Below are 22,969 nucleotides of genomic sequence, written 5' to 3'. Positions count from 1 at the left end.
TATGACTAACGAAAACGCATGCCGCACTGACATCGACACTCTGCCCCTGATGTCAGAGTTTGAAGAATCCATGATCACCGATAATGCCCGTGCCTTTGTCCAGCACGAGTGCCCAGCTTCTCTTGTCCGCGCCGCAGAAGCCGGTAACTGGCAACCGGCACGCGCAACCTGGCCGAAGCTGGCTGAGCTGGGCTGGCTCGAATTGCTCATCGATGAGGACAGCTCCAGAATTGGTCTACCGGCGATCTGCCTGATTGCCGAACAACTGGGCCGAGCGGCCTATCCCCTGCCGTTCACCGAACTGGCGGCTATGGTGCTCCCTCTGCTGAGCCGCCACGCCACCGCAGAACAGCAACGCGACTTACTGCCTGATCTGATTTCTGGCGCTCGCAGTGCGGCCATCGCTGTACCAGTGAGCGGTCTGCCCAATGAGCGCCAAGATTGCCCACTCTGGCCCTTAACCGGCGAGGCAACGCAGCTGATCGCTAACCACCTTAGCCACGCCGATGTACTACTGGTACCGGTCAATACGGCATCTGGATTAGCCCTGTTACTACTGCCTCGCCCCTCAGCTGGCTGGCAAGGCCAGCCGTTACCGGACATGGCGAACTCTTCATGGTCGCTCGTCAGCGAGACCGATCTAGCGGCTGGCGAGGCCACCTTGATTGGCCTGGATGAATTGACTTGGGACGAGCTGAGCTTAGCCTTTGAGCGTTTCCGATTGGCCACTTGCGCATACATCGTAGGATTGTCGGCCCAGGCCCTGGACTCAGCCGTAGCCTACGCCAAAGAACGCATTGCCTTTGGCAAGCCGCTCGGCACCTTGCAGGCCGTGCAGCACCGCTTGGCCGAAGCCGCCATGGAAGTGGCCGCCGCGCGTTTGCTGTATCAGGAAGCCTCCATTGAAGGTAATCCGGGATTGATTGCCAGCACCTGTATCCAAGTCGCCGAGGCCGGGAAAAAGGCCACCTTCACCGCGCAACAGATCTGGGGCGGGATGGGCTTCACCTTGGAAGTGGACGTACAGCTCTATTTCCGCCGCGCACGTGCCCTGCAGCTGTTGCTGGGTCACCCCTGGGAAACTCAGGAGAAGGTGTGGACTCATCTGGTTCCTCACTGATTTTCGACAACTTGCCCAGGTGCGGGAAACCGCTCCGACCTGGACGGGATCTGGCAATAGCCGTAAACCCGCCACCCTTTTCGATGGAGTAACAGCAAGATGAAAACACGACTCACAGAACTATTGGGTATAGATCATCCAATTATCTGCGGCGGAATGTTCCGACTCGGTCGGGCGGAGCTGGCCGCAGCCGTATCCAACGCAGGGGGCCTAGGCATTATCACGGCGGCGACATTTGAGGATGAGGATTCATTCCGCGCCGAACTGAAAAAGCTGAACAAACTGACGGATAAACCCTATGGCGTGAACATCAATCTATTCCCCAGCGCCCGCGCCTTTCAGCCCGAAGACTATATTGCCATCTGCATCGAGGAAGGCGTGCCGGTTTTCGAAACATCAGGTCGCAGCCCCGAACCTTACATGCAGCAAATCAAGGATGCGGGGATCAAAATCATTCACAAGGTGCCTGGCGCCGCCTATGCCCGCACGGCCGAACGTGTCGGCTGCGATGCCATCAGTGTGGTCGGTGCGGAAACCGGCGGCCATCCTGGCATGTCTGACGTAGGCTCATTGGTGATGCTGCGCCGCGCGGTGGATAACGTCAGCATCCCAGTAATCGCCGGGGGCGGCTTCGTCGACGGCCAGGGCTTACTGGCTGCCCTCAGCCTGGGAGCTGAAGGGATAATCATGGGCACCCGTTTCCTAGCCACCCAGGAATGTCCTGCACACGAAGCGGTAAAGAGCTGGATGCTCGAAGCCTCGGAAGATGACACTGTCATCATTCAGCGATCGATCAAATCGCCTATGCGGGTCGCACGCAACGAGATAGCCCTCAAGGTCCTGCAGAAAGAAAGCGAAGGCGCCAGCCTCGAAGAGTTGCTGCCATTGATCAGTGGCACCCGTAATCCGTTGGTGTACTCCGAAGGACGTCTCGACGATGCGATTTGGTCCTGCGGGCAGGCAGTTGGTCTGGTCAACGATATCCCGACCTGCCAACAGTTGATTGATCGAATCATGGCCGAGGCAAATGACAGCCTGGGGCGCCTGAATTGGCTGTTCGATCGCGTACAGCGGGCCAAGACTATGCCAAATCACTCACCTTTGTTCCTCAGCAGTAGTCATAGCGCTCATTCAAATGGCTGTACGTGAGCACTGAAGCAAAGGTTTGTTTGTGGCGCAATTTGCGTTTTCCCTCACCTATATCGCAAGCGAACTGAGACGGGACCGAAAGTCCTGCATTCCTCCAAGAGCCAAAAAGCCGGTCAAATAACCGGCTTTCTAAATCACCTGGTGGCAGGTGCGGAAATTTCAGGAAAACAGTGCAACGCGCATCACCAAGGAGGAGATTTTCGCCCAGGTGAAGTCGGTGACCGGTTTCGATAAGGAGGAAATAGCTGAAGCCATCGCCAACGACACCGTCTGCGGCCGGGCCGCAGCGGAGTGGACCAGCACGCGGTTGCGTGCCCACCTGATGGGCAAGGCCCTGCGCACTGGCAGCACGTGGTTCAACGAGTACGACGACAGAGTTACGACTGCGCCGCTCGGCGGCGTCCAGCAGTCCGGAAACGGCCGCGACAAATCACTGCACATCTTCGACAAGTACACCGAGCTGAAAGCCACCTGGGTCAAGCTCTGAAGAAACTCCCTCCCAATCTGGAAAAGTCATGTCTATCACCCACATCATCGATTTCGCCCACCCCAAACAAGCCGCACAATCCAGCCAACCCATACCAGCAGACTTGATCAGTGGCAGCCCCAAGCCTTGGTTCATCAACCACTACGCCAGTGCCTGCAGCCGATTCAACGCCGGGGTCTGGGAAAGCGAGGTGGGCCGCTGGCGCGTGAGCTTCAGCGAGCACGAATACTGTGAAATTCTGAGCGGTACATGTCTGATCTATGACGAAAACGGCAACGTCAAGACCGTAAGCAGCGGTGACCGCTTCGTCATTCCCGCTGGATTCTGCGGTATCTGGGAGGTGGTCGAGCCTTGCCGTAAAGTTTATGTCTGTTTTGAATAGTGAATAGGTGCCAGTAGTTAGGCCCATTTGATCGCCGTTCTCGGCTACGGTAAGCCCGCCGCCTGCACGTTGTAGCCGACCATTCCGGTGCCCCGGGTCTTCATTGAACGGGCATCCGGATCGGTCAGGGAGATCTGTTTATCCGGTGTTTCGTTGAGCTGAACCTCGATTTCCTTGAGTTCCTGCAGCTTAGTTTTCAAGGTCGCGATCTTGTCGTGGAGGGGTTCGGCTTTGACCTGCGCCAAGGGGCACCATGGCTCAAGTGCTTATTGAACAAAGTTTCACGAGTTGTCAGACAAAGGATTTGACGTACATTTCGTTGGAGGTTCTTTTTCTGACGTCGTAGATCAGATCCCTTATGGTCATTCACTTTGGCTTTTTGGGGATGGATGACAGCGACGGCGACTCCATGTACTGAAGGATGGATCGCATTAACTCCTCGTCGGTCGCCTTTGGGACAGACGCACGCCGGGCGGATTTGGCTGGGGTTTTCTCCTCTGGCAAGGCGATATGCTTTAGCACTGAGCGCTCCACCTCGGTAGCCGACGAATCAAAAACCCTCGCCTGCACACGCTGGTCACGATCTGCCCGGGTGAAGCTCACCACGTTCGACTTGAACTCAACGGGTAAGTCGAACGGGCAACGCAGGTCCAAGCTCGTTCTGCTGGATCCTTTGTTGATTGCCTCCAGCTGCAGGTCTTCGACATCCCTTGCGTTGCTGGTGTAAGCGCTGGACCGGCAGGCCTTGTGCAGGTCTTCGACTTCTATCCGATTTCTGCCGGCAGCACGACATTCGATGTAAGCAAGCTTCAACAACTGCACAGCGAGCCGCTTGATACCGAAGGTGGAGCGGTAAAGCTCAGTCGCAAATTCATCTTTTTCTGCTTTGACACGGCCGCCGCCCCTCACGCACTCGTCCACATAGTCAGCCCAATCCTGACTCTTGGGATCATCGGGCAGCATGATCCGTGGCTCGGAAAGCAGCCTCTGCTTGTCTTCACTGTTACGACGAAGCAGCTTATGCACGAGGCTGTAGTTGGACACAAAGATCATCGGGGGCCCGATGACTGCCATCGTCAGCAGGATGTCGGTCACTTTAGACGCGCCCTCACCGGTGTTGATGTGCTGGGTTTCATCCAGAACGACCAGCGTGACGCCGTCCCGGTTGGCCAGCCGGCGGCACTCCACGAGCAGTTTCTTCAGATTGCCACCTCGACCGTCGTGGCCGCTACCATGAACGAAATCTAGGAGAAGCTGCTTACCACCCGCTTTGCCGCGGGCGCTCGCATACCACAGGGAGGTCAGCTCGACGGTGCCCTAGTATAGGTCACAAGTGAGCTCTACCGGTGGACGCAGAGCCCTCCACAGAGCAGCAATCGTCTGGCTCTTACCAACCCCCGCCAGGCCTGTAAGGCAGATCGGTGAAACCTCCACCTCTGGAGGTTTGAAGATTCTGGCAGCGTACCCAGCCTCACTGCTGAACACTTTGAGGTGGTGCAGATACGCCAAACCGGTCATTTCATGAATAAAGTTGAGAGAGAATTCGTTAGGGAGGTACATCTCCATCAGCCTCTCAGCGAGGAGATGAGCGCCGACCGAGAGGTGAAGCGTCTCCAAATCCGGCACAGGCTCTGGTCGCACGACAACTCGTTTACGGATGCTTTCAATGTCCATATAACCGTCGAAACGAGATTCGATGGTTTTGTTCATTTCGTTGCACCTCTGAAGCGATTGTAATCGGCAGTGTCGCGCAGTGCAGCGCCGCCTTTCGAGGGCCGTCCTATTTTCCGCTCACCAGCGTCCCAATCCTCGCCTGTGTTCAGTTTGAATCTATCTTCGAAATGTTGATCATGGGCAAGCCGCTCTTCTCGAAGATCAGCAGCGGCGTCTCGGCGCATCTGGTCAATTTCCTGCAGTTGGCGTAGTGAGATATCGATGGTGCCCAGCGACGTACGCGCTGATCTCACAAAATCTAACTCATACAAAATCCCTTTAACTTCTATCCATATGTGGAGAACGCACATGACCAGAACATATGCTGAAGTGTTGATAACCCCTTGCCGAGCTACCAGGTCAAACACTCCCGTTTCTTCCAAAGAACGGGACCTATATTTCCGTCCGTAGAAATAGACGCCATCTTTTCTTATCGCAGCTGATCGCACATCAAGAAACTGCCTTACAGCCGTATCGAAAGGAACGCCGATCGCGGAGCTCTCATCGCCCGCCAATTCGTATACTTTACCTGCATGATGCCGCCCGCAATCAGGATGTGATGTCGACCTTGTGAGTGGGGCCGGCCTTTACCACACTCTATCGCCGCAAACCGCAGCCGCATTCATCGGTTGGGAGGTCAGTCCATTCCAGTTCGAAATGGGCGTATCAGACATTGCGTTGGGTATCGTGGCCATCGTGGCTTTTTGGCGCTCGCTGGCTTTCAAGTCTGCGGTGGTTTTGTTAGTGACCCTGGAGTTCGCGGGCCTGGTCGTTGGGCATTTCCAGCAGACCCTCAGCGCAGGCAACCATGCCCCGGGAAACGCAGGGGTTCTGCTAATACTGACGATCGTCCACGTATTTTTGCTGCCGTTGCTGCTGTTTATGGCCCGTAAGGGGCGGCGCGAAATCGCTCGTTAACCTGGCTCCCCCCCCCGACTGGCTGATTCCAGTCGCCTGGCCGATCATCTATCTGTTGCTCGCCTGGGCCGGGTGCCGGCTGAGCCTGATACCTAGACACCTAAGCGCCTTGGCCCTGTGGAGAACGAGAAATGGCGCAAGGGCTCGAGGCCAGTGCATAGCCTAAAAGCTCTGATCAGCAGCATGCATTACACCCGCATGACGCAGGTGATAAGGGGTTTCGGTCAAAACCCCGCATCACCTGAAAACGCATCAACTCTGCAGGCACCCTTAGCGCCTGGTAGCGATCAACATTTCTGCTCGTACAACGGCAAACCGAAAAGCAGCACGTCAGCTGTTTCCTCCCCAAAGCGCGCGATATTGGGTAGCCGTGCCCACAGCGTTGCGCCGATCGATTCTACGATGTGCTGACTCGGTACGTTGGCAGCCATGATCCAGGCAACGAGCGTTTCAAGCCCAAACTGGCGACCGAGCAATACCGTCGCATGACCCAGCCGTACACCGATCCCGCTGCCATGATGATCCGCGCGTACATAAATGGCGGTTTCTCCAGTGTTGCGACATGCCTGTGTGCCCCAACTGAATCGGTTGATAGACAACCAGCCAACAACCTCCCCGCCCCGCTCAAGCACATAGACCGGCAGTCCATCTCGCTTGTACAAGTTGACGTAGAACGTCACTTCTTCCAGGGTCATTGGCCGCGTGACCGGGGAGTTCACACCTGTATTAGCCGTTTCGTTGAATATCTGCATCATCATCGGCAAATCAGCGTCGCATGAGTCACGAATACCCCGTGGCAAGGATGAAGGCATGCGCCCGATAAAAGCATTCATATTCCCGCCCTCCCCGCGTAGACACTTGTTTTCAGCTGACCACGGGCACGCGCCAGACGCGACCGTACGGTGCCGATGGGCACCCCAAGTTGCAGCGCCGCATCTTGATAGCTGATGTCCGAATCCACCACCAGGTCGATCACCGCACGCATATCCACAGACAATCGGTCCATTGCTTCCAGCGTGCGGATTAACACCCGCTGATGGTCACTGATCTGGCTCGGATCATGTCCTTGCTGCAAGCTTTCGATGCCCGAGTCTTCCAGCGTCCCGCAGTGAGGCCGGCTATAGAAGTTCTTGAAGTGATTACTGATGAGGTTGGAAGCGATGCCGAAGAGCCAGGTTTCGGGTTTTGAGGCGCCCAGAAACTTGTGTTTGTTACGCCAGGCTTCGAGGTAAGTCATTTGCATCAAGTCGTCGACATCCGCTCGATTGAATACTCGCTTCTTGATGAAACACCTCAGCTTTTTCTCGCTGCTACGGGCCAGTCTTGCGAGGTCCAGTTTGAAGATCCCAATAACTTTCGACTCTGTCCGGGAAGTAGTCAGTTCCATATTTTCAGCCCCCTCACTCACGCAATGCCGACAATGGCGAGGTAGAGAGAGCATCGAATGTACCAATCCAGAAGTATGTTTAACGTGTTGTTTTTAATCGTTTTATTTTATTGATAGCAGAGTTTTTTGCAGGTTCTTGCACTTTCCGAGAAAAACCAGTGCCATTTCTTGCACAGCCTTCCTCGGCACAATCGACGATGGAACTGACATCCGTGAAACGCCACTCAACTGTCACCTGCACAGCGGTGGATAGCGCGTTTTCATGAAAATCAATAACTACAACGATGTGGTGCCGCTGGACCTGATTCCTCGCCCAGTGATCGGCTCAGACGCCGCATCGGCGATAGCGAAGAACCCATTGATCGACTCAATGGAGGAAGTCGCGCTCAAGTTCAGTGAAAGCGTAGAGCGCCAAAGCAAAAGCCTGGACGAACGTAACGTCAGCGAAAGCGGCCGCGGACAACGGGTTGAGCGGGTCGAGAAACTGGTTGAACTCTATCGCCTGCTTGAACAAGGCGACCGCCCCAATCTCGAACAGCAAGCCCAGCGCATGCAAAGGCAACTGCAACAGGAGCCATCGTTGCAGGTCGCGCTGAGCCTGGGTGATAACGACCCGGCGCGCACCGACATCCTGCTCCAGCAAGCCCTGCGGCTGTCCACCGCCGAAGGCCGCGACAGCGAAGTCGACACCACGCGCACCCTGATCGACGAGTTGCGCCAGGTACACGGCGACAAAATTCGCGCCGGGTTCAACACCGCCAGTGCGATTGCGCTTTTCAGCCAGGACCCGCAACAGCGTGCCTTGATGCGCCAGCTCTACTACAAGGCGATCGTCGGCCAACAACCCTTGGCAAGTTTGCTGGAGGCACTGCTTGAGCGCTTCAGTGAAGAATACTTCGCCCGAGGATTGCGCACGTTGCAGCGTGCGCTGGCGGATGATCTTGCTGCACTTTCGCCTTCGTTGCCGGGCGCCGTGCTGGGCTCTATGCTTCGTGGCCTGGGTTCGTGCGGTCAGCTGAGTAACCTGCTGAGAACCTGCAACACGCTGCTCGATCGTCTGAAATCGAGTTCTTCGAACGGCAATCTGACGACCCTGGTCATGAGCAAGCGGGTGCTGCGCTTTTGTGCCAATGGCTTTTTTGCACGAGACCTGACGCTACTCACCGATGAAGCGGTCGGCAACGACCCCAACCTGCATCCACTGTTTCTCAACGCCTTCCATCCGCTGTTGAGAAATCTGCCGCTGGTGTTATGGAAGGACTTGAAAACCCGCCAGAACGGCATGCGCCTGTTGCAAAACCTGATGGATGAGTTGGCACGCCAGGAACGTCAGTCCATGGGTCAGACCGAGCCGCATCGGGGCCCGCTATGAATCGGCTAATTCATATGCTTAACGCGCTGGCGCTCGCCGTTATGCGTCGCACAGAGATTGTCGGCGCAATGATGGTCATGGCCATTGTGTTCATGATGATTCTGCCGCTGCCCACCGCCCTGGTGGATGTGCTGATCGCATTGAATATCTGTATTTCTTCGCTGCTGATCGTGTTGGCGATGTATTTGCCACGGCCGTTGGCGTTCTCGACATTCCCGGCAGTGTTGCTGCTGACCACCATGTTTCGTCTGTCACTGTCGATCGCCACCACACGCCTGATCCTTATTCAGCAAGACGCCGGGCATATCGTCGAGGCCTTCGGCAGTTTCGTTGTTGGCGGCAACCTCGCTGTCGGGCTGGTGATCTTTCTGATTCTCACCATCGTCAACTTCCTGGTCATAACCAAAGGGTCGGAGCGCGTCGCTGAAGTGGCCGCACGGTTCACGCTTGATGCGATGCCTGGCAAGCAAATGTCTATCGACAGCGACTTGCGGGCAAACCTGATCAACGTTCGCGAAGCGCGTCAGCGACGCGAGCAGTTGTCCAAGGAAAGCCAACTGTTCGGCGCCATGGACGGCGCGATGAAATTCGTAAAGGGGGACGCCATCGCGGGCCTGGTGATCGTTTTCATCAACTTGATCGGTGGCTTCTCGATCGGTGTTCTGCAAAACGACATGGAACCGGCAGACGCGATGCACCTGTACTCGGTATTGACCATCGGCGATGGCTTGATCGCACAGATACCGGCGTTGCTGATTTCCCTCACCGCCGGCATGATCATCACCCGCGTCGCCCCGGACAGTAACGCTGCCGATGCGAACATCGGCCATGAAATCGCGGAGCAATTGACCAGCCAACCCAAGGCCTGGGTATTTTCTTCGATCGGCATGCTCGGGTTCGCCGCGATACCCGGGATGCCGAGCCTGGTGTTTATCAGCATCAGCATGGTGTGTCTGTTCAGTGGCTTGATTCAACTGTGGCGTATCCGCCAGAAGCAGATCTCGCAGGACAATGCCGGTGCCGAGCGCAACGGCGCCCCGGAGCTTAACGGGCGCGAAGATATTCGTCGCTTCAATCCGTCGCGGGCTTACCTGTTGCAATTCCACCCCAGCCACAAGGGCAGCACGCCGCTGGACCAGTTGCTGCAAGGCATTCGTCAGCGGCGTAACACGCTGGTGCACCATTTCGGCTTGACGCTGCCCTCCTTCGACCTGGACTTCAACGAGCAGTGCGCGATAGACGAGTTCTGTTTTTGCGTCTATGAAGTCCCACTGGTTCGGGCGACGTTCAGCAACTCCCGGATGGCGGTGGACCAATGTCAAGTCAGCACCGTGGACGGTGGTGTTCCGGGAGTGCCGGAGCGCAACGAAGACCAGTGGGTGTGGTTCGACCTTGATCACTCAATACTCAGCGACGGCACCGTCGAACCTGTCAGCGCCCAGGACTTGATTCTTGAACGCATGAGCCGGGCCTTTCAGCGGACCGGCCCGCAATTTATCGGTTTGCAGGAAAGCAAGGCAATCCTCGGATGGCTCGAAACCGAACAGCCGGAGCTGGCCCAAGAGCTGCAACGCACCCTGCCCTTGACCCGGTTCGCTGCAGTGTTGCAGCGCTTGTCGGCGGAGCTGGTATCGCTACGCTCGGTGCGCCCGATTGCCGAGACTTTGATCGAACAGGGCCAGCACGAACGCGATTTGAACGCCCTTACCGATTACGTGCGCATCGCGTTAAAGGCACAGATTTGCCATCAGCATGCCGAACACGGCGCGCTCAACGTGTGGCTGGTCACTCCGGAAACCGAAGTGCTGCTGCGTGATGCGCTGCGCCAAACCCAGAACGAAGCCTATTTCGCCCTCGAACCCGAAGTGGGCAGTGTCCTTCTGGAACAACTGCGTAACGCGTTCCCGTTGCGCGCCAAGCCAGCCCCGGTGTTGCTGGTCGCCCAAGACCTTCGCAGCCCGCTCCATGGCCTGCTCAACGATGAGTTCAACCATGTTCCGGTGTTGTCCTTCGCCGAGCTGCTTTCCACGGTGCAGGTGCTGGTGCTGGGGCGAATCGATCTGGAAGAGGCGCAGGCCATGATGGCTTGACGGAGCAGCACAATGAACCCCGAAATGATGTACGAACTGCGTGTCCTCACGGGCTTGCACCGTGGCGCGGCACTGCCGTTGACCGGCGGCGAATGGGAAATCGGCTCAGCCAACAGCGCCGATCTGGCGTTGTACGACCCCGGCATCAAGGGCCGTCACTGCCTGCTGCGGCGAGTAGAGGGCACGTGGTCGCTGGCTCGCAAGGACGGCGCAGTCACCGACAGCGAGGGGCACAAGGTCGATGCCATCGTCACGTTGCAGCCAGGAACGCCGTTCGGTCTCAATGGTGTGTGGTTGTCGGTGGTCAGTGCCAACACCGAGTGGTCGGAACAGGACGACGAAGAACCGCCCGCCAAGCCCGCATCCTCGGCGGAACCCGTTGCCGTCACCGACAAGCCGACGCCACGGCCACAAGCGGCACGCCGCTCGCTGCTGGGCCCGACGCTGATGTTCGGCGCGCTGCTGATCTTTATGGGGGCACTGTTTTGGGCGTTCACAGGGCAGGAACCGCCAGCCGTCAAACCCGCACCGGGCCGCACCGTGCTCAAAGACTCCGCCGCTGTGCACGAAGTGCTGGAGCGAATGCTCAAGGAGCGCGAGCTACAGAGTCGCATCAACATTGTCGACGAACAGGGCAAAGTCTTTCTTCATGGGCGCTTCGAAGAGGACGATTTGTTGCAATCCACCGAACGCATGCTGATGCGTTTCGAACAGCAATTCGAGAGCCCGATGCAGGTACTCAGTGCCCTGCCCCAAGCCACCCCTCTGTTGCCCTTCAGCATCGTGCAAATCAGCAACACGCGGCTGCCGAACGTGCTGACCAGTGACGGTCGCCGGCTGTTTCTCGGCGATGAAGTCGACGGCGTGCGATTAGTGGATATCACCGATCACCGGGTGGTGTTCGAAGGTGATCAACGCATTGAGGTGAGCTGGTAATGCAGGCCGATCTGGATAACCTCGCCCATTGGCATCAACACCATCAACGGCGCATGGAAGGTTGTCGTCCGGTGGACATTCACGGCCGCATTGCCGGCGTCAACGGCATCCTGTTGCACAGTCGCATGCCCTTGGCGCGGATTGGCGATTTGTGCCATGTCCAGCGCACCGATGACACCCAGGTGATGGCTGAAATCGTCGGTTTTAATCGTCAGCACACATTACTCGCCGCGCTAGGCCCGCTTGAAGGGATCGCCATCGGTGCGCGGGTGACACCGCTGTTCCAGCCCCATGGTTTGCTGGTGAGCGACCAGTTGCTCGGGACTGTCCTCGATGGCTTTGGCCGGGCGCTGAGCGGCGAAGGCCCCGAGGCCTTCGCGCCAGCCGGCACGGTGGGCGCATTACCGGTGATCCGCGACGCCCCGATGGCCACCGAGCGGCCTCGCATCGACACGCCGCTGACCACCGGGCTGCGCGCGATTGACGGGCTGCTGACGCTGGGCGAAGGCCAGCGCGTGGGGATCTTCGCCGGCGCGGGTTGCGGCAAAACCACCCTGCTCGCCGAGCTGGCTCGCAATACCCCGTGCCACGCTATCGTATTTGGCCTGATTGGCGAGCGCGGCCGTGAGCTGAGGGAGTTTCTGGACTATGAACTGGATGCCGAGTTACGCAGCCGCACCGTTCTGGTCTGCGCCACGTCCGACCGCAGCAGCATGGAGCGGGCCCGGGCCGCCTTCACCGCGACGGCCATTGCCGAAGGCTTTCGCCAGCAGGGCAAATCGACCCTGCTGATCATCGACTCCCTGACTCGTTTCGCCCGCGCACAGCGCGAAATCGGCCTGGCCAGCGGTGAACCCGCAGGACGTGGAGGCTTGCCACCCTCCGTCTACGGCTTGCTGCCACGCTTGGTGGAACGTGCCGGACGCACCAATCAAGGCGTCATCACCGCGCTTTACTCGGTGCTGATCGAGCAAGACTCGATGAACGACCCGGTGGCCGACGAGGTGCGCTCCTTGCTGGATGGCCACATCGTGCTGTCACGACGACTCGCCGAGCGCGGCCACTACCCGGCGGTGGACATCCTCGCCAGTCTCAGCCGAACAATGAGCAATGTGGTGGGAACCGAACAGAAACACAGTGCCACACAGCTTCGTCGACTGATGGCGGCTTATCAGCAGGTAGAAATGTTGATCAAGCTCGGCGAGTACCAACCGGGCAACGACCCTTTGACCGATTGCGCCGTGGATTCACGCGCACGGATAGACGGCTTCTTGCAGCAATCGTTGCATGACCCGGTGCCCTTCGACGAAACCCTCGACCACCTCTCACAGGTAACTGCCGATGTCCCACTCTGATGCTGACTCGCAGGTTCCAGCCAACGATCCGTTACTGACCGACCTGTTACCCACCCTCGACGTGCTGGCACCGATTCGTCGTCATCGGCTGACCATGGCCGAACAGACCTGGCAACGCCATTACAGTGTGCTCACTGCCCTGCGCTCGCGCCTGGCGGAGATGACTGATCAACTACTGCAGCTGCAAGACAGCCAACGCGCGGCACGCCAGCAGCAACGTGACGAGCACCTCAACCGGTGCCTGGCGCTTCATGAAATGAATGAATGGCTGGCCGTCGAACAACAGGCGCTGCGACAGATCGAGCGCTTCGAACAAAACCTCAAGAACTTGCAGGTGAAGTGCCGGCAGCAGCAACACTGGACTGACGAAAGCCAGCAGCAACTGCGCCGCCGTCAACGGGACATGGAAAAACTCGATTACCTCCTCGACCTGTCGCGGGCGGTTTCATGAACCCGCGGCATCCGCTGCACAAACCGACTGTCCGCCCGACCGAGCCCCCGCGTGCGCGAAGCGAGGACGGCGCTGGATCCGGGGCCGTGCGCTATGAACGTTCCCGCGACTGGCGCAATGAAACGTGCGATGAAAGCGCTAGTTTCGAACAGTTGCTGTCACCGCCAGACAGCTTCAGCCAGCCGACCCTGGCGGATTTTTCCGACGACGGCTTCGCTGACCGGCAAGAGCAGGGACAAGGGCAGCCGGGCGGCGGCAGCGCGATGCCGAACAATCGCACCACGGCGTTGTGGGAGACCGTGCTCCAGCGTCTGGAAGAGCGTCTCGCGGCGATGGACGACGGGCCGATCGAAGTGCATCTGGAACTGCCGAATATGGGGCGGATTGCGATGCGCGTCGTACCGCGTGGCGATGGCCTGGACATCGCGCTGCGCTTTGCCGAGGACAACGCCTGGGAACATTGCCTGGCACACCAGCAGGCCAGCGCGACATGGCTGAGCAAGCAACTGGGGCGCCTGGTCAATCTCACGCTGCATCGCGAGGTGCATTGAGATGGGCGCCCAAGCCCTGCAACTTCGGTCGATGTCCAACGCAGAGGCGCACGCCCGTGAACGTTTGGGTGCAGGGCTGAGCCTGGCGCTGACTCAACCACACCCCGCAACGCTGAGCCTGCGCCTCGCCCCCGCGCCGTTCAGCACGCCGCCGGCGCACGGCGTGGACTGCGCTTGCGGACGGTTGTGGCTGGACGACGCGCAGGCTCTGCTCAGCCAACTCTCCAGTTGCCCGGCGATCATCGCGCAGCCACTGACTGAGCTGCCGGACACTGACTGGTACTGGCCGCTGTACAACCAATACCTGGCACCGGAATTACAACAGGTGCTCAACCCCTTGCGTCCTGTGGCAGCAAAGCCCGGCCGGGGCCTTGATTGCCTGATAGAGCTGAAAACCGCCCAGGGTCACCGGCACCTCAGCCAGGCGCGGATAGCGTCAGAGGTGTTGCTGAAGTTGCTGGATCAGGGGCAATGGCAGCCCTTGCTGCAGGCGCCCCTCGCTGACTGGCCGTTGCGCCTGCCCCTTGTGCTCGGGCGCTGCCCGCTCAGTACCGCACAACTGGCGTCGTTGCGGCATGGCGACGTGGTGCTGGCCGATCAACCGCTGTTTTCCCCCGAAGGCTTGGGCAGCTTGCAGGTCGGCGCCTGTCGCCTGCACCTGCGCCTGATACCGGGCGCCACGACGCGCTTCACTCTTATCGAACAGGAAGACCTGCCCATGAATGCCTCGCCAGATACTTTCTCCGTCGACGACAGTGAGCTATCGACGCTGCTGACGTCGCAGCCTGAATCCTTCAATCAGGATCAGGATCAGGATCAGGCATCCCCTGACGATGACTCACCCCATCGTTTCGACGACTTGCCGCTGAACCTGACGTTGCGTGCCGGCCACCTAACATTGAGCCTCGGGCAATTGCGCCAGCTGGGCGTGGGCTCGGTGCTGAGCTTTGTCGGATGCACGCCGGGGCATGCGCAACTGTGTCAGGGAGAACGCGTCCTGGCCAACGGCGAGCTGGTGAACATTGACGGACGTCTCGGCCTGCAAATCACTGCGCTGGAAGCGTTACGGTGAACCTGCAAAACGTTGACCCGTTGACGCTGGCGCTATTTCTCGGCGCCCTGTCGCTGGTGCCGCTGTTGATGATGATTTGCACCGCATTTCTGAAAATCTCCATGGTGTTGCTGATCACGCGCAATGCCATCGGCGTACAACAGGCGCCGCCTAACATGGCCTTGTACGGGATTGCTCTGGCGGCAACGCTGTTCATCATGGCCCCGGTGTTCAGCGATATGGGTCATCGTTTCAAGCAACTACCCGAGCGCATGGAAAACTTCGAGGCGATGCAGGCCGGGGCGACGCAAGTGCTGGAGCCGTTGCGGCTGTTCATGGCGCGCAACGTCAATCCGGACATCCAGACCCACCTGCTCGAAAACACCCAACGCATGTGGCCCCCGGAGATGTCGGCCAAGGCCAGCCGTGACGATTTGCTGTTGATCGTGCCCGCCTTCGTGCTCTCGGAGCTGCAAGCCGGGTTCCAGATCGGCTTCCTGATTTACGTGCCTTTCATCGTCATCGACCTGATCGTGTCCAACATTCTGCTGGCACTGGGCATGCAGATGGTCGCGCCAATGACCATTTCCCTACCCTTGAAAATCTTGCTCTTTGTGCTGGTGGACGGCTGGACACGGCTGCTCGACGGGCTGTTCTACAGCTACCTGTGAGGGCTCCATGGATACGTTGACCCTGTTCAAGCAAGGCATGTTACTGGTGGTGGTGCTGTCGGCGCCGGCGTTGATCGTGGCGGTGGTCGTGGGTGTGCTGACCTCGCTGTTGCAAGCGGTCATGCAGTTGCAGGACCAGACGCTGCCCTTCGCGATAAAACTGGTGGCGGTGGGCATCGCACTGGCGCTGACCGGGCGATGGATCGGTGTCGAACTGATCCAGCTGACTCAGCTGGCATTCGGCATGATCGCGCAGACGAGGGCCTGAAATGTACGCCGCGGCCTTCCCCGAAATCTCCCAATCGATCATCGCCCTGACCCTGGGCATGGCGCGTTTGTACCCGTGCCTGTTATTGGTGCCGGCGTTCGCCTTTCGCGAAATCAAAGGCATGCTGCGCAACGCCATCGTGCTGGCCCTGGCGTTAATTCCGATGCCGGGCATCCGCGCCAGCCTGGCGGGCCAATCGCTCGACTGGCTGGCGCTGGGCGGGCTGGTGCTCAAGGAAAGCATCATCGGCCTGCTGCTTGGTTTGCTGCTGGCCATGCCTTTCTGGATGTTCGAGTCAGTGGGCTGTCTGTTTGATAACCAGCGCGGCGCACTGATTGGCGGGCAGATCAACCCGGCACTGGGCGACAACACCTCCGAGTTGGGGCACATGTTCAAGCAATTGCTGATTCTGTTGCTGATTCTCGGTGGCGGTTATTCCAGCCTGACCCAGATCATCTGGGACAGCTACGCGATCTGGCCAGCCAGCCAATGGCTGCCAATGCCCACCGCTGACGGCCTGAATGTTTACCTCGCGCTAGTGGCCAGCATGTTTCGTTTCATGGTGTTGTACGCCGCGCCGCTGGTGGGGCTGTTGCTGCTGATCGAGTTCGGGATGGCGATCCTGAGTTTGTACAGCCCGCAATTGCAGGTATCGACGTTGGCAATGCCAGCCAAGAGTCTGCTGGGGCTGCTGTTTCTAGTGCTGTATTTGCCGATGCTGTGCTGGCTGGGCAGCGGCCAGCTGGCGCAACTGAGCGATTTGAAGCATCTGCTGCCCCTGATGCTGACACCGGCGCCCTGACGGATCAGCCTGATCACTGCCCTCGACATCCCCACACAGAGGTTGGCCCGTGAGCGAAAAAACCGAAGAGCCCACACACAAAAAACTTGAGGACGCACGCAAGAAGGGCCAGGTCGGGCAAAGCCAGGACGTGCCCAAGCTGTTCATTTTTGCGGCGCTTCTGGAGCTGATTCTCGGCCTCGCCGACGGTGGTATCGACCGGCTCAAGGCGCTGGTCGCCCTGCCCCTGACCCAACTGAACCGGCCTTTTGGCGCAGGGCTCGGCGAGGTGCTGACCAAATCAGGATGGGACTTGCTGTTGTTCATGTTGCCGGTGCTGGGCATTGCCGTGGTAATGCGACTGATTGGCGGCTGGATTCAGTTCGGCCTGTTGTTCGCGCCCGAAACGCTGAAACTGGACTTCGAACGGCTCAACCCGCTGAACCAATTCAAGCAGATGTTTTCATCGCGCCAGCTGTTCAACCTGCTCAACAGCGTGTGCAAAGCGGTGCTGATCAGCGTGGTGTTGTACCTGGTGTTACCCCCTGCGTTAGGGGATCTGATCGGACTGGCCAACACCGACCTGGACCGTTACTGGCACGCAATGATTGCCTTATTCACCCACCTCTCGCGCGTCTGCCTGGGGGTGCTGCTGGTGTTGGCCGTGATCGACTTCGCCCTGCAGAAATACTTCTTCCTCAAGGGCCAGCGAATGAGCCACGAAGACGTGCGCAAGGAATACAAGCAGATGGAAGGCGACCCGCACATGAAGTCGCATCGCCGCTCGTTAGCGCTCGAACTGACCCAGCAACCGTCAAGCGGCACACCGGCGTCGGCCCCCGTCGAAGAAGCGGATCTGCTGCTGGTCAACCCGACTCACTTCGCGGTGGCGCTGTATTACCGCCCGCAGATCACGCCGTTGCCGCGCATCCTCTGCAAGGGGCTGGACGCCGAAGCCCGTGAGCTGATCGACCGCGCCCGGCAGGCCGGCGTCCCGGTGATCCGCTTCGTCTGGCTGGCGCGCACGCTCTACCGCACCGACGTCGGTCGTTTCATACCGCGTGAGACGCTGCAAGCCGTTGCACAGGTTTATCGCTTGTTGCGCGAACTCGATGAGCACGCGAACAAGGAGCTGATAGAAATACCGGGGGCACCTTACTGAGCCGGGCTGGGAACCAATCCACGCGCCTTGCCACTCAACGTGCAGGGTTCTTTCCTTAACGTTTCAGGCGGGTGCAACGAGCTCGCCCTGATGGTCGATGACTCGGAGCTAACGCATGCAAACAATAAATTCGACTCAAACATCCGCCCCGACCGCCTTGTCCACCGACGGCATGCAAGGCAGCAGTAGCAACCCGATGGGGCTACAGCAAACAGACGCGCAGCCGACGCAGCGCAGCTCTCATTCGTTGATCAACTTCTTCAAGAATAAATTCGGCAGATCCAGCGATCGCAATCTGGTTCAGGTCAACGCCCAACCGAGCCAACGAATGCAAGCGCCGACCGGACTCGGCGATGGCAACCGCAACTCGGTCAACCCGCAAAATGCCGCGTCGGCAGCGCCACGCCAGCCAGGTGCGCCAGGTGCGCAATTGAACGGTCAGGCCGACCAGATCCAGCGTCAGGTTGCCGTTAACGATACGCCCGCCAGGGTGCAGTTGGGCGCCGGCGGAGCCGCAGACTTTCAAGGATTCAAACCGGAAGTCGTCGGCACTGTCCTGAAGGACGCCTTGGGCCGGCCGGAGCAGACTTATCAACATACATTCAGTGCCAATAACCGCCAGGATCATGTGCTGCTCGAACAACAAGGGCATGTCTTGCATGTGAAGCAGACGCCGGCCGCGTTAATCTCGCTGAGGAGCAGCCAGGCTGAAGGCGCGGCGCACCAGAGTGGCCAGCAGGTGGGGATGATGCAGCAGGCCGATGCCACGTCGGTCAACGTTACGCACAATGGACAGCAACTCCTCGCGCCGAACGGGCAGCCTCGACCGGCGCTGGAAACCATAGGACGCGCCCACGAAGGCCATCTAACCGGCATCCATCAGGAACGCGATGGCGTTGCGTTGCGCCTGCATCAAAACGAGCTTTACGCGTCAGAACGACCGGGTGATGCCTGGCAACATATGGCGTCCGATGATCTGAAGTTCACCCAGATCGCCGCACAGGGCAACGGCAAACTCTTCGGTCAATCCGGCGACAACCTGATCGACCTCTCCAGCCACGACACCCCGACTGTGAACGTCCCACAACTCAAAGCCTTCGCGGTCAACCCGTCCAATCATGCCGTGACCTTGAGCGGTGACCACTCCCAGACCCTGCAACTGTTTGACTTCAACCAGCCGCAACCTGCGAGCGCCGTCAACAAGACCCTGGAACTCAACGGTGGCCACGCCGAACCGAAAAGCATCGGTTTCAGTCATGAGCGGCTGTTTGTCAGTGACACCGAAGGTCGGCTGTACAGCGCGACCTATGCAGACTTGAACAGCCCTTCTCCGAACTTGCCGTTGATGCCGGAGCAACACTTTCAACCCGACGGCGCGCCCCTGGGTGGCGACAAACAGGTGACGGGTTTTCTCAGTGGCAACAACGGCAATGTGCATGCGTTGATCCGTGATGGCAGCGGTCAGACTCATAGTCATGCCCTCGATGAACCGGCGCAGCGCCTGGGGGGTGGCTGGAACCTGAGTGATGTGTCAGTGGTGGTCAATAACCGCGGTCTGCCAGCCGATACGAGCGTTAGCCAGTTTAATACCGTCGACCTCGGTCACCTGGGCAAGATCGGCATCACCGATGGCCAGGTCAAGCGCTGGGACGCCAACAGCCAGGACTGGAAAGACACCGGCATCAAGGATGTCTCACAGCTGCTGCGCGGGCTGAACGGCAAGGCTTACGTGGTGCACGAAGGCACGGTGAAAAAGCTCGACGTCAAACGCGTGCACGCTCAGTTTGCGGTGGATGGCAATCACGCGTTGAAGCAGGCGCCCTCCTCCAACGAGGTCTCGATAGGGGAAAAACTTCCAGGGCTGGATAACCGCGTGGTGAAGGCCTGCGCCGTGCTCAACGACAAGGAATTCGTGACGCTCGACGATAAGGGCACGCTCAACGCACACCACAAAAAAGGTGCACCCACCGAAGTGAACAAGCTCAACTTCGAGGTGGGCTATCTGGCCATAGGTGCAGACGGGACGTTGTATGCAAAGTCCGCCGCGGGTGATTTGCACATGATGCACCCCACCAACTGGCGGGCCAATCAGGACGAGGCCCGCCCCGACGCGCCCTGGACAAAAGCCCAGACCCCCGACAATCGTCAACTGGAAAGTATCCGTACCGGCAATGACAACACGCTGACGGCGAAACTCCAGGGCGGACCACCGGAAGACCCCCTGATAAACGTTAAAGACGGACACTGGAAACAGTTGCCTGCCAGTGATCCGACAGACCAGAAAAAAGCGCCCGATCTGTTCGACCGCCTGGGCAATGCGGAGCATGCCAAACGCATTCCCGGCACCAGCCTGACGGGGCGAGTCACCACCGAGTGGATGGGGCGCGGCGCCTCGGGTGGCAATGTCATGTCGACCAACCGGGAATTTGTCAAGGCTCACATTTTCGATCCGCATGGAAAAACCCCAAGGCCCGTACAGCATGCCGCTGACAATATTCAGCATCGGCATCAGGGGCGCGATGGACTGGACCCGGTGTACAAGCAAGAGGGAGAGGTGCTTAAAAAACTGGATGACATAGCCAAAAAACTTCCCGCGGCTTGGGGAGAGGACATGCAGTCGGTTATTGGCCGACTCGACAGGCTGCACCCTGAAGGTGCAGAGCTGAAAAGCCAACTGGAAACCTTTCGTGGCGAGCTGGAGGACAGCAGCCTTCGCGCCACTCAGTATTTGGGCGAGCAACATGGCAAGTCGAGGCTGCTGCATCAGAACGAGGGGGTGCTGAACAAACAGGGTGAAGTGTCGGCGCCTTCGCACCGAAGGGACATGCAATCGAAGCTCCATCATGTCGCAGATAAAATCAATCCCAAAAGCACCGGGAGTGACATGCTCCAGGATACGCTGCACGCCGTTAACCATGTGGCACCGTCGGCTGCAAACCCCACCGCTCATTTAATCGTGAAAATGCACGACAACGGGATGAGGATCTCCCATCAGAAGGAACAGGTGCCTTTTGGACAACGCCGAGACCGCGGCGACGATCAGGCCCTGATCAAATCGCGATTGGCGTTGGACGTCGTTACGCTGGACAAACTTCGCCCGCTGGTGGACAGAACCAAGGGCCTCCAGCCGGGAGATCAGGAAGGCATAAATAACCTGCTCAAAGATCAGCGGCTTCTGGCCAAGGAATACGACAACAACCCGATCAAAGTGGTCACTGACGCGGGTGAAACCAATCATGTCGGGCTTGAAGCCCACTATGACGCGATCAAATCCTTCACCAAGGGTTTCAGTAACGAAAACAGCGCCACCTACACCAGTTTTCGCGCGGCGACCGGTAGCAAGACAAAGGTCGAAACGGAAGATAATTTCAAAAACGAGCTCAACCGCCTGGAGCCCGGCGAATCACTCACCATGCAACGCGGCTATGGTGGAAACCTCAGCGCACCGTTCGTTGGCATCCTCAGTAAGGCGGTCGGTCCATTTCCCAGTGCCTCCGTTGGCGCCTCACGCAATTACTCACTCTCGGCCTCACGTGGCGAGGACGGCGTGACGGTCACGTTGCAACGCGATGGCATCGGATCTGCGACTGGCGGTGTCGGGGCTAGCAAAGACTTCTTGCCGGGTATGGTCGGTCATGAAAATTATGGGTTGGGCATTGGCCAGCGAACCCTGACGCCACAGGTGCGTTTTGGCGCCGACGTCACCGCCTCCGCCAGCGCCACGCATCGGGAAGCGATGACATTCACGGTGCCCAATGAAGAAATCGACCAGTTTTGCCACGACCTTTTCAACGGTAAAACGAATCCATTGGAGTTGATGAAAAAAGTCCAGGACTCCTCGACCCAACAAGGCCGCCTGGTCAATGTCGATCTCAATGCCGGCGCCAATGCGGAGGTTCGCGGCGGTATGGACCTGACGGGCAAAGGCGCCAATCCATCGTCGAGCACCCGTGCCGGATTGGCCGCCGGTGCTTCCGTCAATCTGTTGAACTTCAACAGCCAGGCAACCGAAAAGCACACGTACAAAGGCGATACGCTGGAAAACAGTCATAACCGGCCTCGCGCGTTCACCAGAGCCTCGGCGTCGGCATCTTTAAAAGCCACGCTGGCGGGTGGTCACAAGTCAGAGCACACCCAGCAAGGGATTGGTATTTCGTTAGGCGGCGGCGTGACGGCCAAGGTCGACAACAAGACCACCAAAGTCGGCAATGTCACCTACAAGCAAGCTGAACCGCTGACTGCCGACAACCTCAGCAAGCTGAGTAAAAGTCTGGGTGCCGCGTTCAAGGACCCTACCTCGCAACGAGAACTGGCCCGCTTGGCCGACCGCAACCAGCCGGAGTACGCCGGTGCTAGCCCCAAGGACGCGCTGAACACCCATCTGCAAGGCCTTGAGCGTCACTTCTCGAACAAGGCGCCAGATAGCGAAGATCGGTACGCGGCATTGCGCGAGCTGAGAAACAGTTCCGTTCAACAAGCCACTGCCGGGCAGAATCGCAGCTTGGTCGCGGACGCCGGCTTTGCTACTAACTACACCAACTTGTCTCGTCTGGACCACCAAGGCGTTGCCTCCAAACTGATGAGCCTGGCCAGCCCGTATCATTCGCAAAGCAATGCCGAACATGTAGCCGACCTGCTGCTAAGAGCGCCCAACCTCAAGGCTGCCATCGAACGGATGCAGGCTACCCCCGGGACCGAAGCCAAGGTCCAGCTGGAGCTCAAGTATGATGTCAAAGACCGTATAAATGCCGGTATTCACGACGGCACGCTGACGCAAAAAGGTATTGATTCGCTGGTGTCGAATCGCGACAACATGCGGATCAAATCCATTACCGTGTCACGCAACGTCGGTAAGCAAGAGAGCTTCACTTCGCCGTTGCCATTGCTCAGCTACTCCAGCGCCGCCTCATTGAGCGAAAGCAGGACACTCGGCAAAATCGACTTCAGCTATGGCAGGAATCAAGACATTCCAAAGGGAAGCACCGTCTCGGGTGAAATTGGCAAACCGACAACGAACCAGAAGGCGACCACGTCGGGATTGAAAAACGAGGGCATGCAATTCAAGAGCTGATCCCGGGTTGAAACACATCCGCCCCGCCCCACAAGGGCGGGGTTTGCGTTTTTC

At 58.6% G+C, this 22,969-nt stretch carries 21 protein-coding genes and 3 pseudogenes; 18 read left to right on the top strand and 6 right to left on the bottom strand.

What is annotated here, in order from left to right; genetic code table 11:
- The first annotated feature begins 1 nt into the window (after nt 1).
- From ACA075_RS09580 to ACA075_RS09565, 4 genes and pseudogenes are all read left to right on the top strand, one after another.
- Nucleotides 2-1,120 (top strand): acyl-CoA dehydrogenase family protein, encoded by a 1,119-nt coding sequence (locus ACA075_RS09580; RefSeq protein WP_497298252.1) that lies wholly within the window; start codon nt 2-4, stop codon nt 1,118-1,120.
- A 99-nt stretch (nt 1,121-1,219) separates the two neighbouring features.
- On the top strand, nt 1,220-2,269 hold the full coding sequence (locus ACA075_RS09575; protein WP_497298251.1) for an NAD(P)H-dependent flavin oxidoreductase: 1,050 nt from the start codon (nt 1,220-1,222) through the stop codon (nt 2,267-2,269).
- A gap of 166 nt (nt 2,270-2,435) precedes the next feature.
- Nucleotides 2,436-2,756 (top strand): annotated as a pseudogene (locus tag ACA075_RS09570) (aldehyde dehydrogenase family protein); the annotation flags it as partial.
- Between the two features lie 28 nt (nt 2,757-2,784).
- Nucleotides 2,785-3,138, top strand: coding sequence for a cupin domain-containing protein (locus tag ACA075_RS09565; RefSeq protein ID WP_497298250.1), 354 nt, complete (start codon nt 2,785-2,787; stop codon nt 3,136-3,138).
- Nucleotides 3,139-3,194: 56 nt separating this feature from the next.
- Here ACA075_RS09565 and ACA075_RS09560 read toward each other — a convergent pair.
- From ACA075_RS09560 to ACA075_RS09545, 4 genes and pseudogenes are all read right to left on the bottom strand, one after another.
- Nucleotides 3,195-3,383: pseudogene (locus ACA075_RS09560) on the bottom strand (IS5/IS1182 family transposase); the annotation flags it as partial.
- 121 nt (nt 3,384-3,504) lie between these two features.
- A complete protein-coding gene (locus ACA075_RS09555; RefSeq protein WP_497298249.1) occupies nt 3,505-4,326 on the bottom strand; it encodes an AAA family ATPase in 822 nt (273 codons plus the stop codon).
- A gap of 129 nt (nt 4,327-4,455) precedes the next feature.
- Complete coding sequence (locus ACA075_RS09550) at nt 4,456-4,848, bottom strand: hypothetical protein (protein ID WP_497298248.1); 393 nt, start codon at nt 4,846-4,848, stop codon at nt 4,456-4,458.
- Complete coding sequence (locus tag ACA075_RS09545) at nt 4,845-5,366, bottom strand: hypothetical protein (protein WP_497298247.1); 522 nt, start codon at nt 5,364-5,366, stop codon at nt 4,845-4,847. Before ACA075_RS09545 ends, ACA075_RS09550 begins: the two co-directional genes overlap by 4 nt.
- Nucleotides 5,367-5,421: 55 nt before the next feature.
- On the opposite strand from ACA075_RS09545, the gene ACA075_RS09540 reads away from it, so the two are divergent.
- Entirely contained in the window at nt 5,422-5,769 is a 348-nt protein-coding gene (locus ACA075_RS09540; protein ID WP_497298246.1) for a DUF6790 family protein, read from the top strand.
- 10 nt (nt 5,770-5,779) lie between these two features.
- A pseudogene (locus tag ACA075_RS09535) lies at nt 5,780-5,890 on the top strand (sensory protein TspO); the annotation flags it as partial.
- A 166-nt stretch (nt 5,891-6,056) separates the two neighbouring features.
- Here the strand turns inward: ACA075_RS09535 and ACA075_RS09530 are convergent.
- Nucleotides 6,057-6,602, bottom strand: a complete 546-nt coding sequence (locus tag ACA075_RS09530) for a GNAT family N-acetyltransferase (RefSeq protein WP_497298245.1) — start codon at nt 6,600-6,602, stop codon at nt 6,057-6,059.
- Entirely contained in the window at nt 6,599-7,156 is a 558-nt protein-coding gene (locus ACA075_RS09525; RefSeq protein ID WP_497298244.1) for an RNA polymerase sigma factor, read from the bottom strand. The genes ACA075_RS09530 and ACA075_RS09525 overlap by 4 nt, the downstream gene beginning before the upstream one ends.
- Nucleotides 7,157-7,418: 262 nt before the next feature.
- On the opposite strand from ACA075_RS09525, the gene sctW reads away from it, so the two are divergent.
- From sctW to ACA075_RS09465, 12 genes are all read left to right on the top strand, one after another.
- A complete protein-coding gene (gene sctW / locus ACA075_RS09520; protein ID WP_497298242.1) occupies nt 7,419-8,528 on the top strand; it encodes a type III secretion system gatekeeper subunit SctW in 1,110 nt (369 codons plus the stop codon).
- Nucleotides 8,525-10,618, top strand: coding sequence for a type III secretion system export apparatus subunit SctV (gene sctV, locus ACA075_RS09515; protein ID WP_497298241.1), 2,094 nt, complete (start codon nt 8,525-8,527; stop codon nt 10,616-10,618). Before sctW ends, sctV begins: the two co-directional genes overlap by 4 nt.
- 12 nt (nt 10,619-10,630) lie before the next feature.
- The gene (locus ACA075_RS09510) at nt 10,631-11,554 is read left to right on the top strand and encodes an FHA domain-containing protein (RefSeq protein ID WP_497298240.1); all 924 of its coding nucleotides are present in this window, start codon (nt 10,631-10,633) and stop codon (nt 11,552-11,554) included.
- A complete protein-coding gene (locus tag ACA075_RS09505) occupies nt 11,554-12,909 on the top strand; it encodes a FliI/YscN family ATPase (protein ID WP_497298239.1) in 1,356 nt (451 codons plus the stop codon). Before ACA075_RS09510 ends, ACA075_RS09505 begins: the two co-directional genes overlap by 1 nt.
- On the top strand, nt 12,896-13,360 hold the full coding sequence (locus tag ACA075_RS09500) for a type III secretion protein (RefSeq protein WP_497298238.1): 465 nt from the start codon (nt 12,896-12,898) through the stop codon (nt 13,358-13,360). The genes ACA075_RS09505 and ACA075_RS09500 overlap by 14 nt, the downstream gene beginning before the upstream one ends.
- Before the next feature lie 86 nt (nt 13,361-13,446).
- Entirely contained in the window at nt 13,447-13,911 is a 465-nt protein-coding gene (locus ACA075_RS09495; RefSeq protein ID WP_497298237.1) for a type III secretion system HrpP C-terminal domain-containing protein, read from the top strand.
- Between the two features lies 1 nt (nt 13,912).
- Nucleotides 13,913-14,983, top strand: coding sequence for a type III secretion system cytoplasmic ring protein SctQ (gene sctQ / locus ACA075_RS09490; RefSeq protein WP_497298236.1), 1,071 nt, complete (start codon nt 13,913-13,915; stop codon nt 14,981-14,983).
- The gene (sctR, locus tag ACA075_RS09485) at nt 14,980-15,633 is read left to right on the top strand and encodes a type III secretion system export apparatus subunit SctR (protein ID WP_497298235.1); all 654 of its coding nucleotides are present in this window, start codon (nt 14,980-14,982) and stop codon (nt 15,631-15,633) included. Before sctQ ends, sctR begins: the two co-directional genes overlap by 4 nt.
- Before the next feature lie 7 nt (nt 15,634-15,640).
- The gene (gene sctS / locus ACA075_RS09480; protein ID WP_427632303.1) at nt 15,641-15,901 is read left to right on the top strand and encodes a type III secretion system export apparatus subunit SctS; all 261 of its coding nucleotides are present in this window, start codon (nt 15,641-15,643) and stop codon (nt 15,899-15,901) included.
- Between the two features lies 1 nt (nt 15,902).
- Nucleotides 15,903-16,703: a type III secretion system export apparatus subunit SctT gene (gene sctT, locus ACA075_RS09475; protein WP_497298234.1), complete on the top strand. Its 801-nt coding sequence runs from the start codon at nt 15,903-15,905 to the stop codon at nt 16,701-16,703.
- Nucleotides 16,704-16,752: 49 nt separating this feature from the next.
- Entirely contained in the window at nt 16,753-17,844 is a 1,092-nt protein-coding gene (gene sctU / locus ACA075_RS09470) for a type III secretion system export apparatus subunit SctU (RefSeq protein ID WP_497298233.1), read from the top strand.
- A gap of 115 nt (nt 17,845-17,959) precedes the next feature.
- Entirely contained in the window at nt 17,960-22,915 is a 4,956-nt protein-coding gene (locus ACA075_RS09465; RefSeq protein WP_497298232.1) for an AvrE-family type 3 secretion system effector, read from the top strand.
- Nucleotides 22,916-22,969 lie beyond the last annotated feature (54 nt).

The sequence above is a fragment of the Pseudomonas sp. LBUM1663 genome, assembly GCF_059695905.1.
Note: the sequence above shows the minus strand (reverse complement) of the source record. Positions and strands in the feature narration are given on the sequence as shown.

What these genes read in the sequence shown, in the direction of transcription:
- ACA075_RS09530 (WP_497298245.1), bottom strand. Translation starts at nt 6,602, where the DNA reads ATGAATGCTTTTATCGGGCGCATGCCTTCATCCTTGCCACGGGGTATT.
- sctV (WP_497298241.1), top strand. Translation starts at nt 8,525, where the DNA reads ATGAATCGGCTAATTCATATGCTTAACGCGCTGGCGCTCGCCGTTATG.
- ACA075_RS09465 (WP_497298232.1), top strand. Translation starts at nt 17,960, where the DNA reads ATGCAAACAATAAATTCGACTCAAACATCCGCCCCGACCGCCTTGTCC.
- ACA075_RS09575 (WP_497298251.1), top strand. Translation starts at nt 1,220, where the DNA reads ATGAAAACACGACTCACAGAACTATTGGGTATAGATCATCCAATTATC.
- ACA075_RS09510 (WP_497298240.1), top strand. Translation starts at nt 10,631, where the DNA reads ATGAACCCCGAAATGATGTACGAACTGCGTGTCCTCACGGGCTTGCAC.
- sctQ (WP_497298236.1), top strand. Translation starts at nt 13,913, where the DNA reads ATGGGCGCCCAAGCCCTGCAACTTCGGTCGATGTCCAACGCAGAGGCG.
- ACA075_RS09550 (WP_497298248.1), bottom strand. Translation starts at nt 4,848, where the DNA reads ATGAACAAAACCATCGAATCTCGTTTCGACGGTTATATGGACATTGAA.
- ACA075_RS09525 (WP_497298244.1), bottom strand. Translation starts at nt 7,156, where the DNA reads ATGGAACTGACTACTTCCCGGACAGAGTCGAAAGTTATTGGGATCTTC.
- sctW (WP_497298242.1), top strand. Translation starts at nt 7,419, where the DNA reads ATGAAAATCAATAACTACAACGATGTGGTGCCGCTGGACCTGATTCCT.
- ACA075_RS09500 (WP_497298238.1), top strand. Translation starts at nt 12,896, where the DNA reads ATGTCCCACTCTGATGCTGACTCGCAGGTTCCAGCCAACGATCCGTTA.
- ACA075_RS09505 (WP_497298239.1), top strand. Translation starts at nt 11,554, where the DNA reads ATGCAGGCCGATCTGGATAACCTCGCCCATTGGCATCAACACCATCAA.
- sctS (WP_427632303.1), top strand. Translation starts at nt 15,641, where the DNA reads ATGGATACGTTGACCCTGTTCAAGCAAGGCATGTTACTGGTGGTGGTG.
- ACA075_RS09565 (WP_497298250.1), top strand. Translation starts at nt 2,785, where the DNA reads ATGTCTATCACCCACATCATCGATTTCGCCCACCCCAAACAAGCCGCA.
- sctT (WP_497298234.1), top strand. Translation starts at nt 15,903, where the DNA reads ATGTACGCCGCGGCCTTCCCCGAAATCTCCCAATCGATCATCGCCCTG.
- ACA075_RS09580 (WP_497298252.1), top strand. Translation starts at nt 2, where the DNA reads ATGACTAACGAAAACGCATGCCGCACTGACATCGACACTCTGCCCCTG.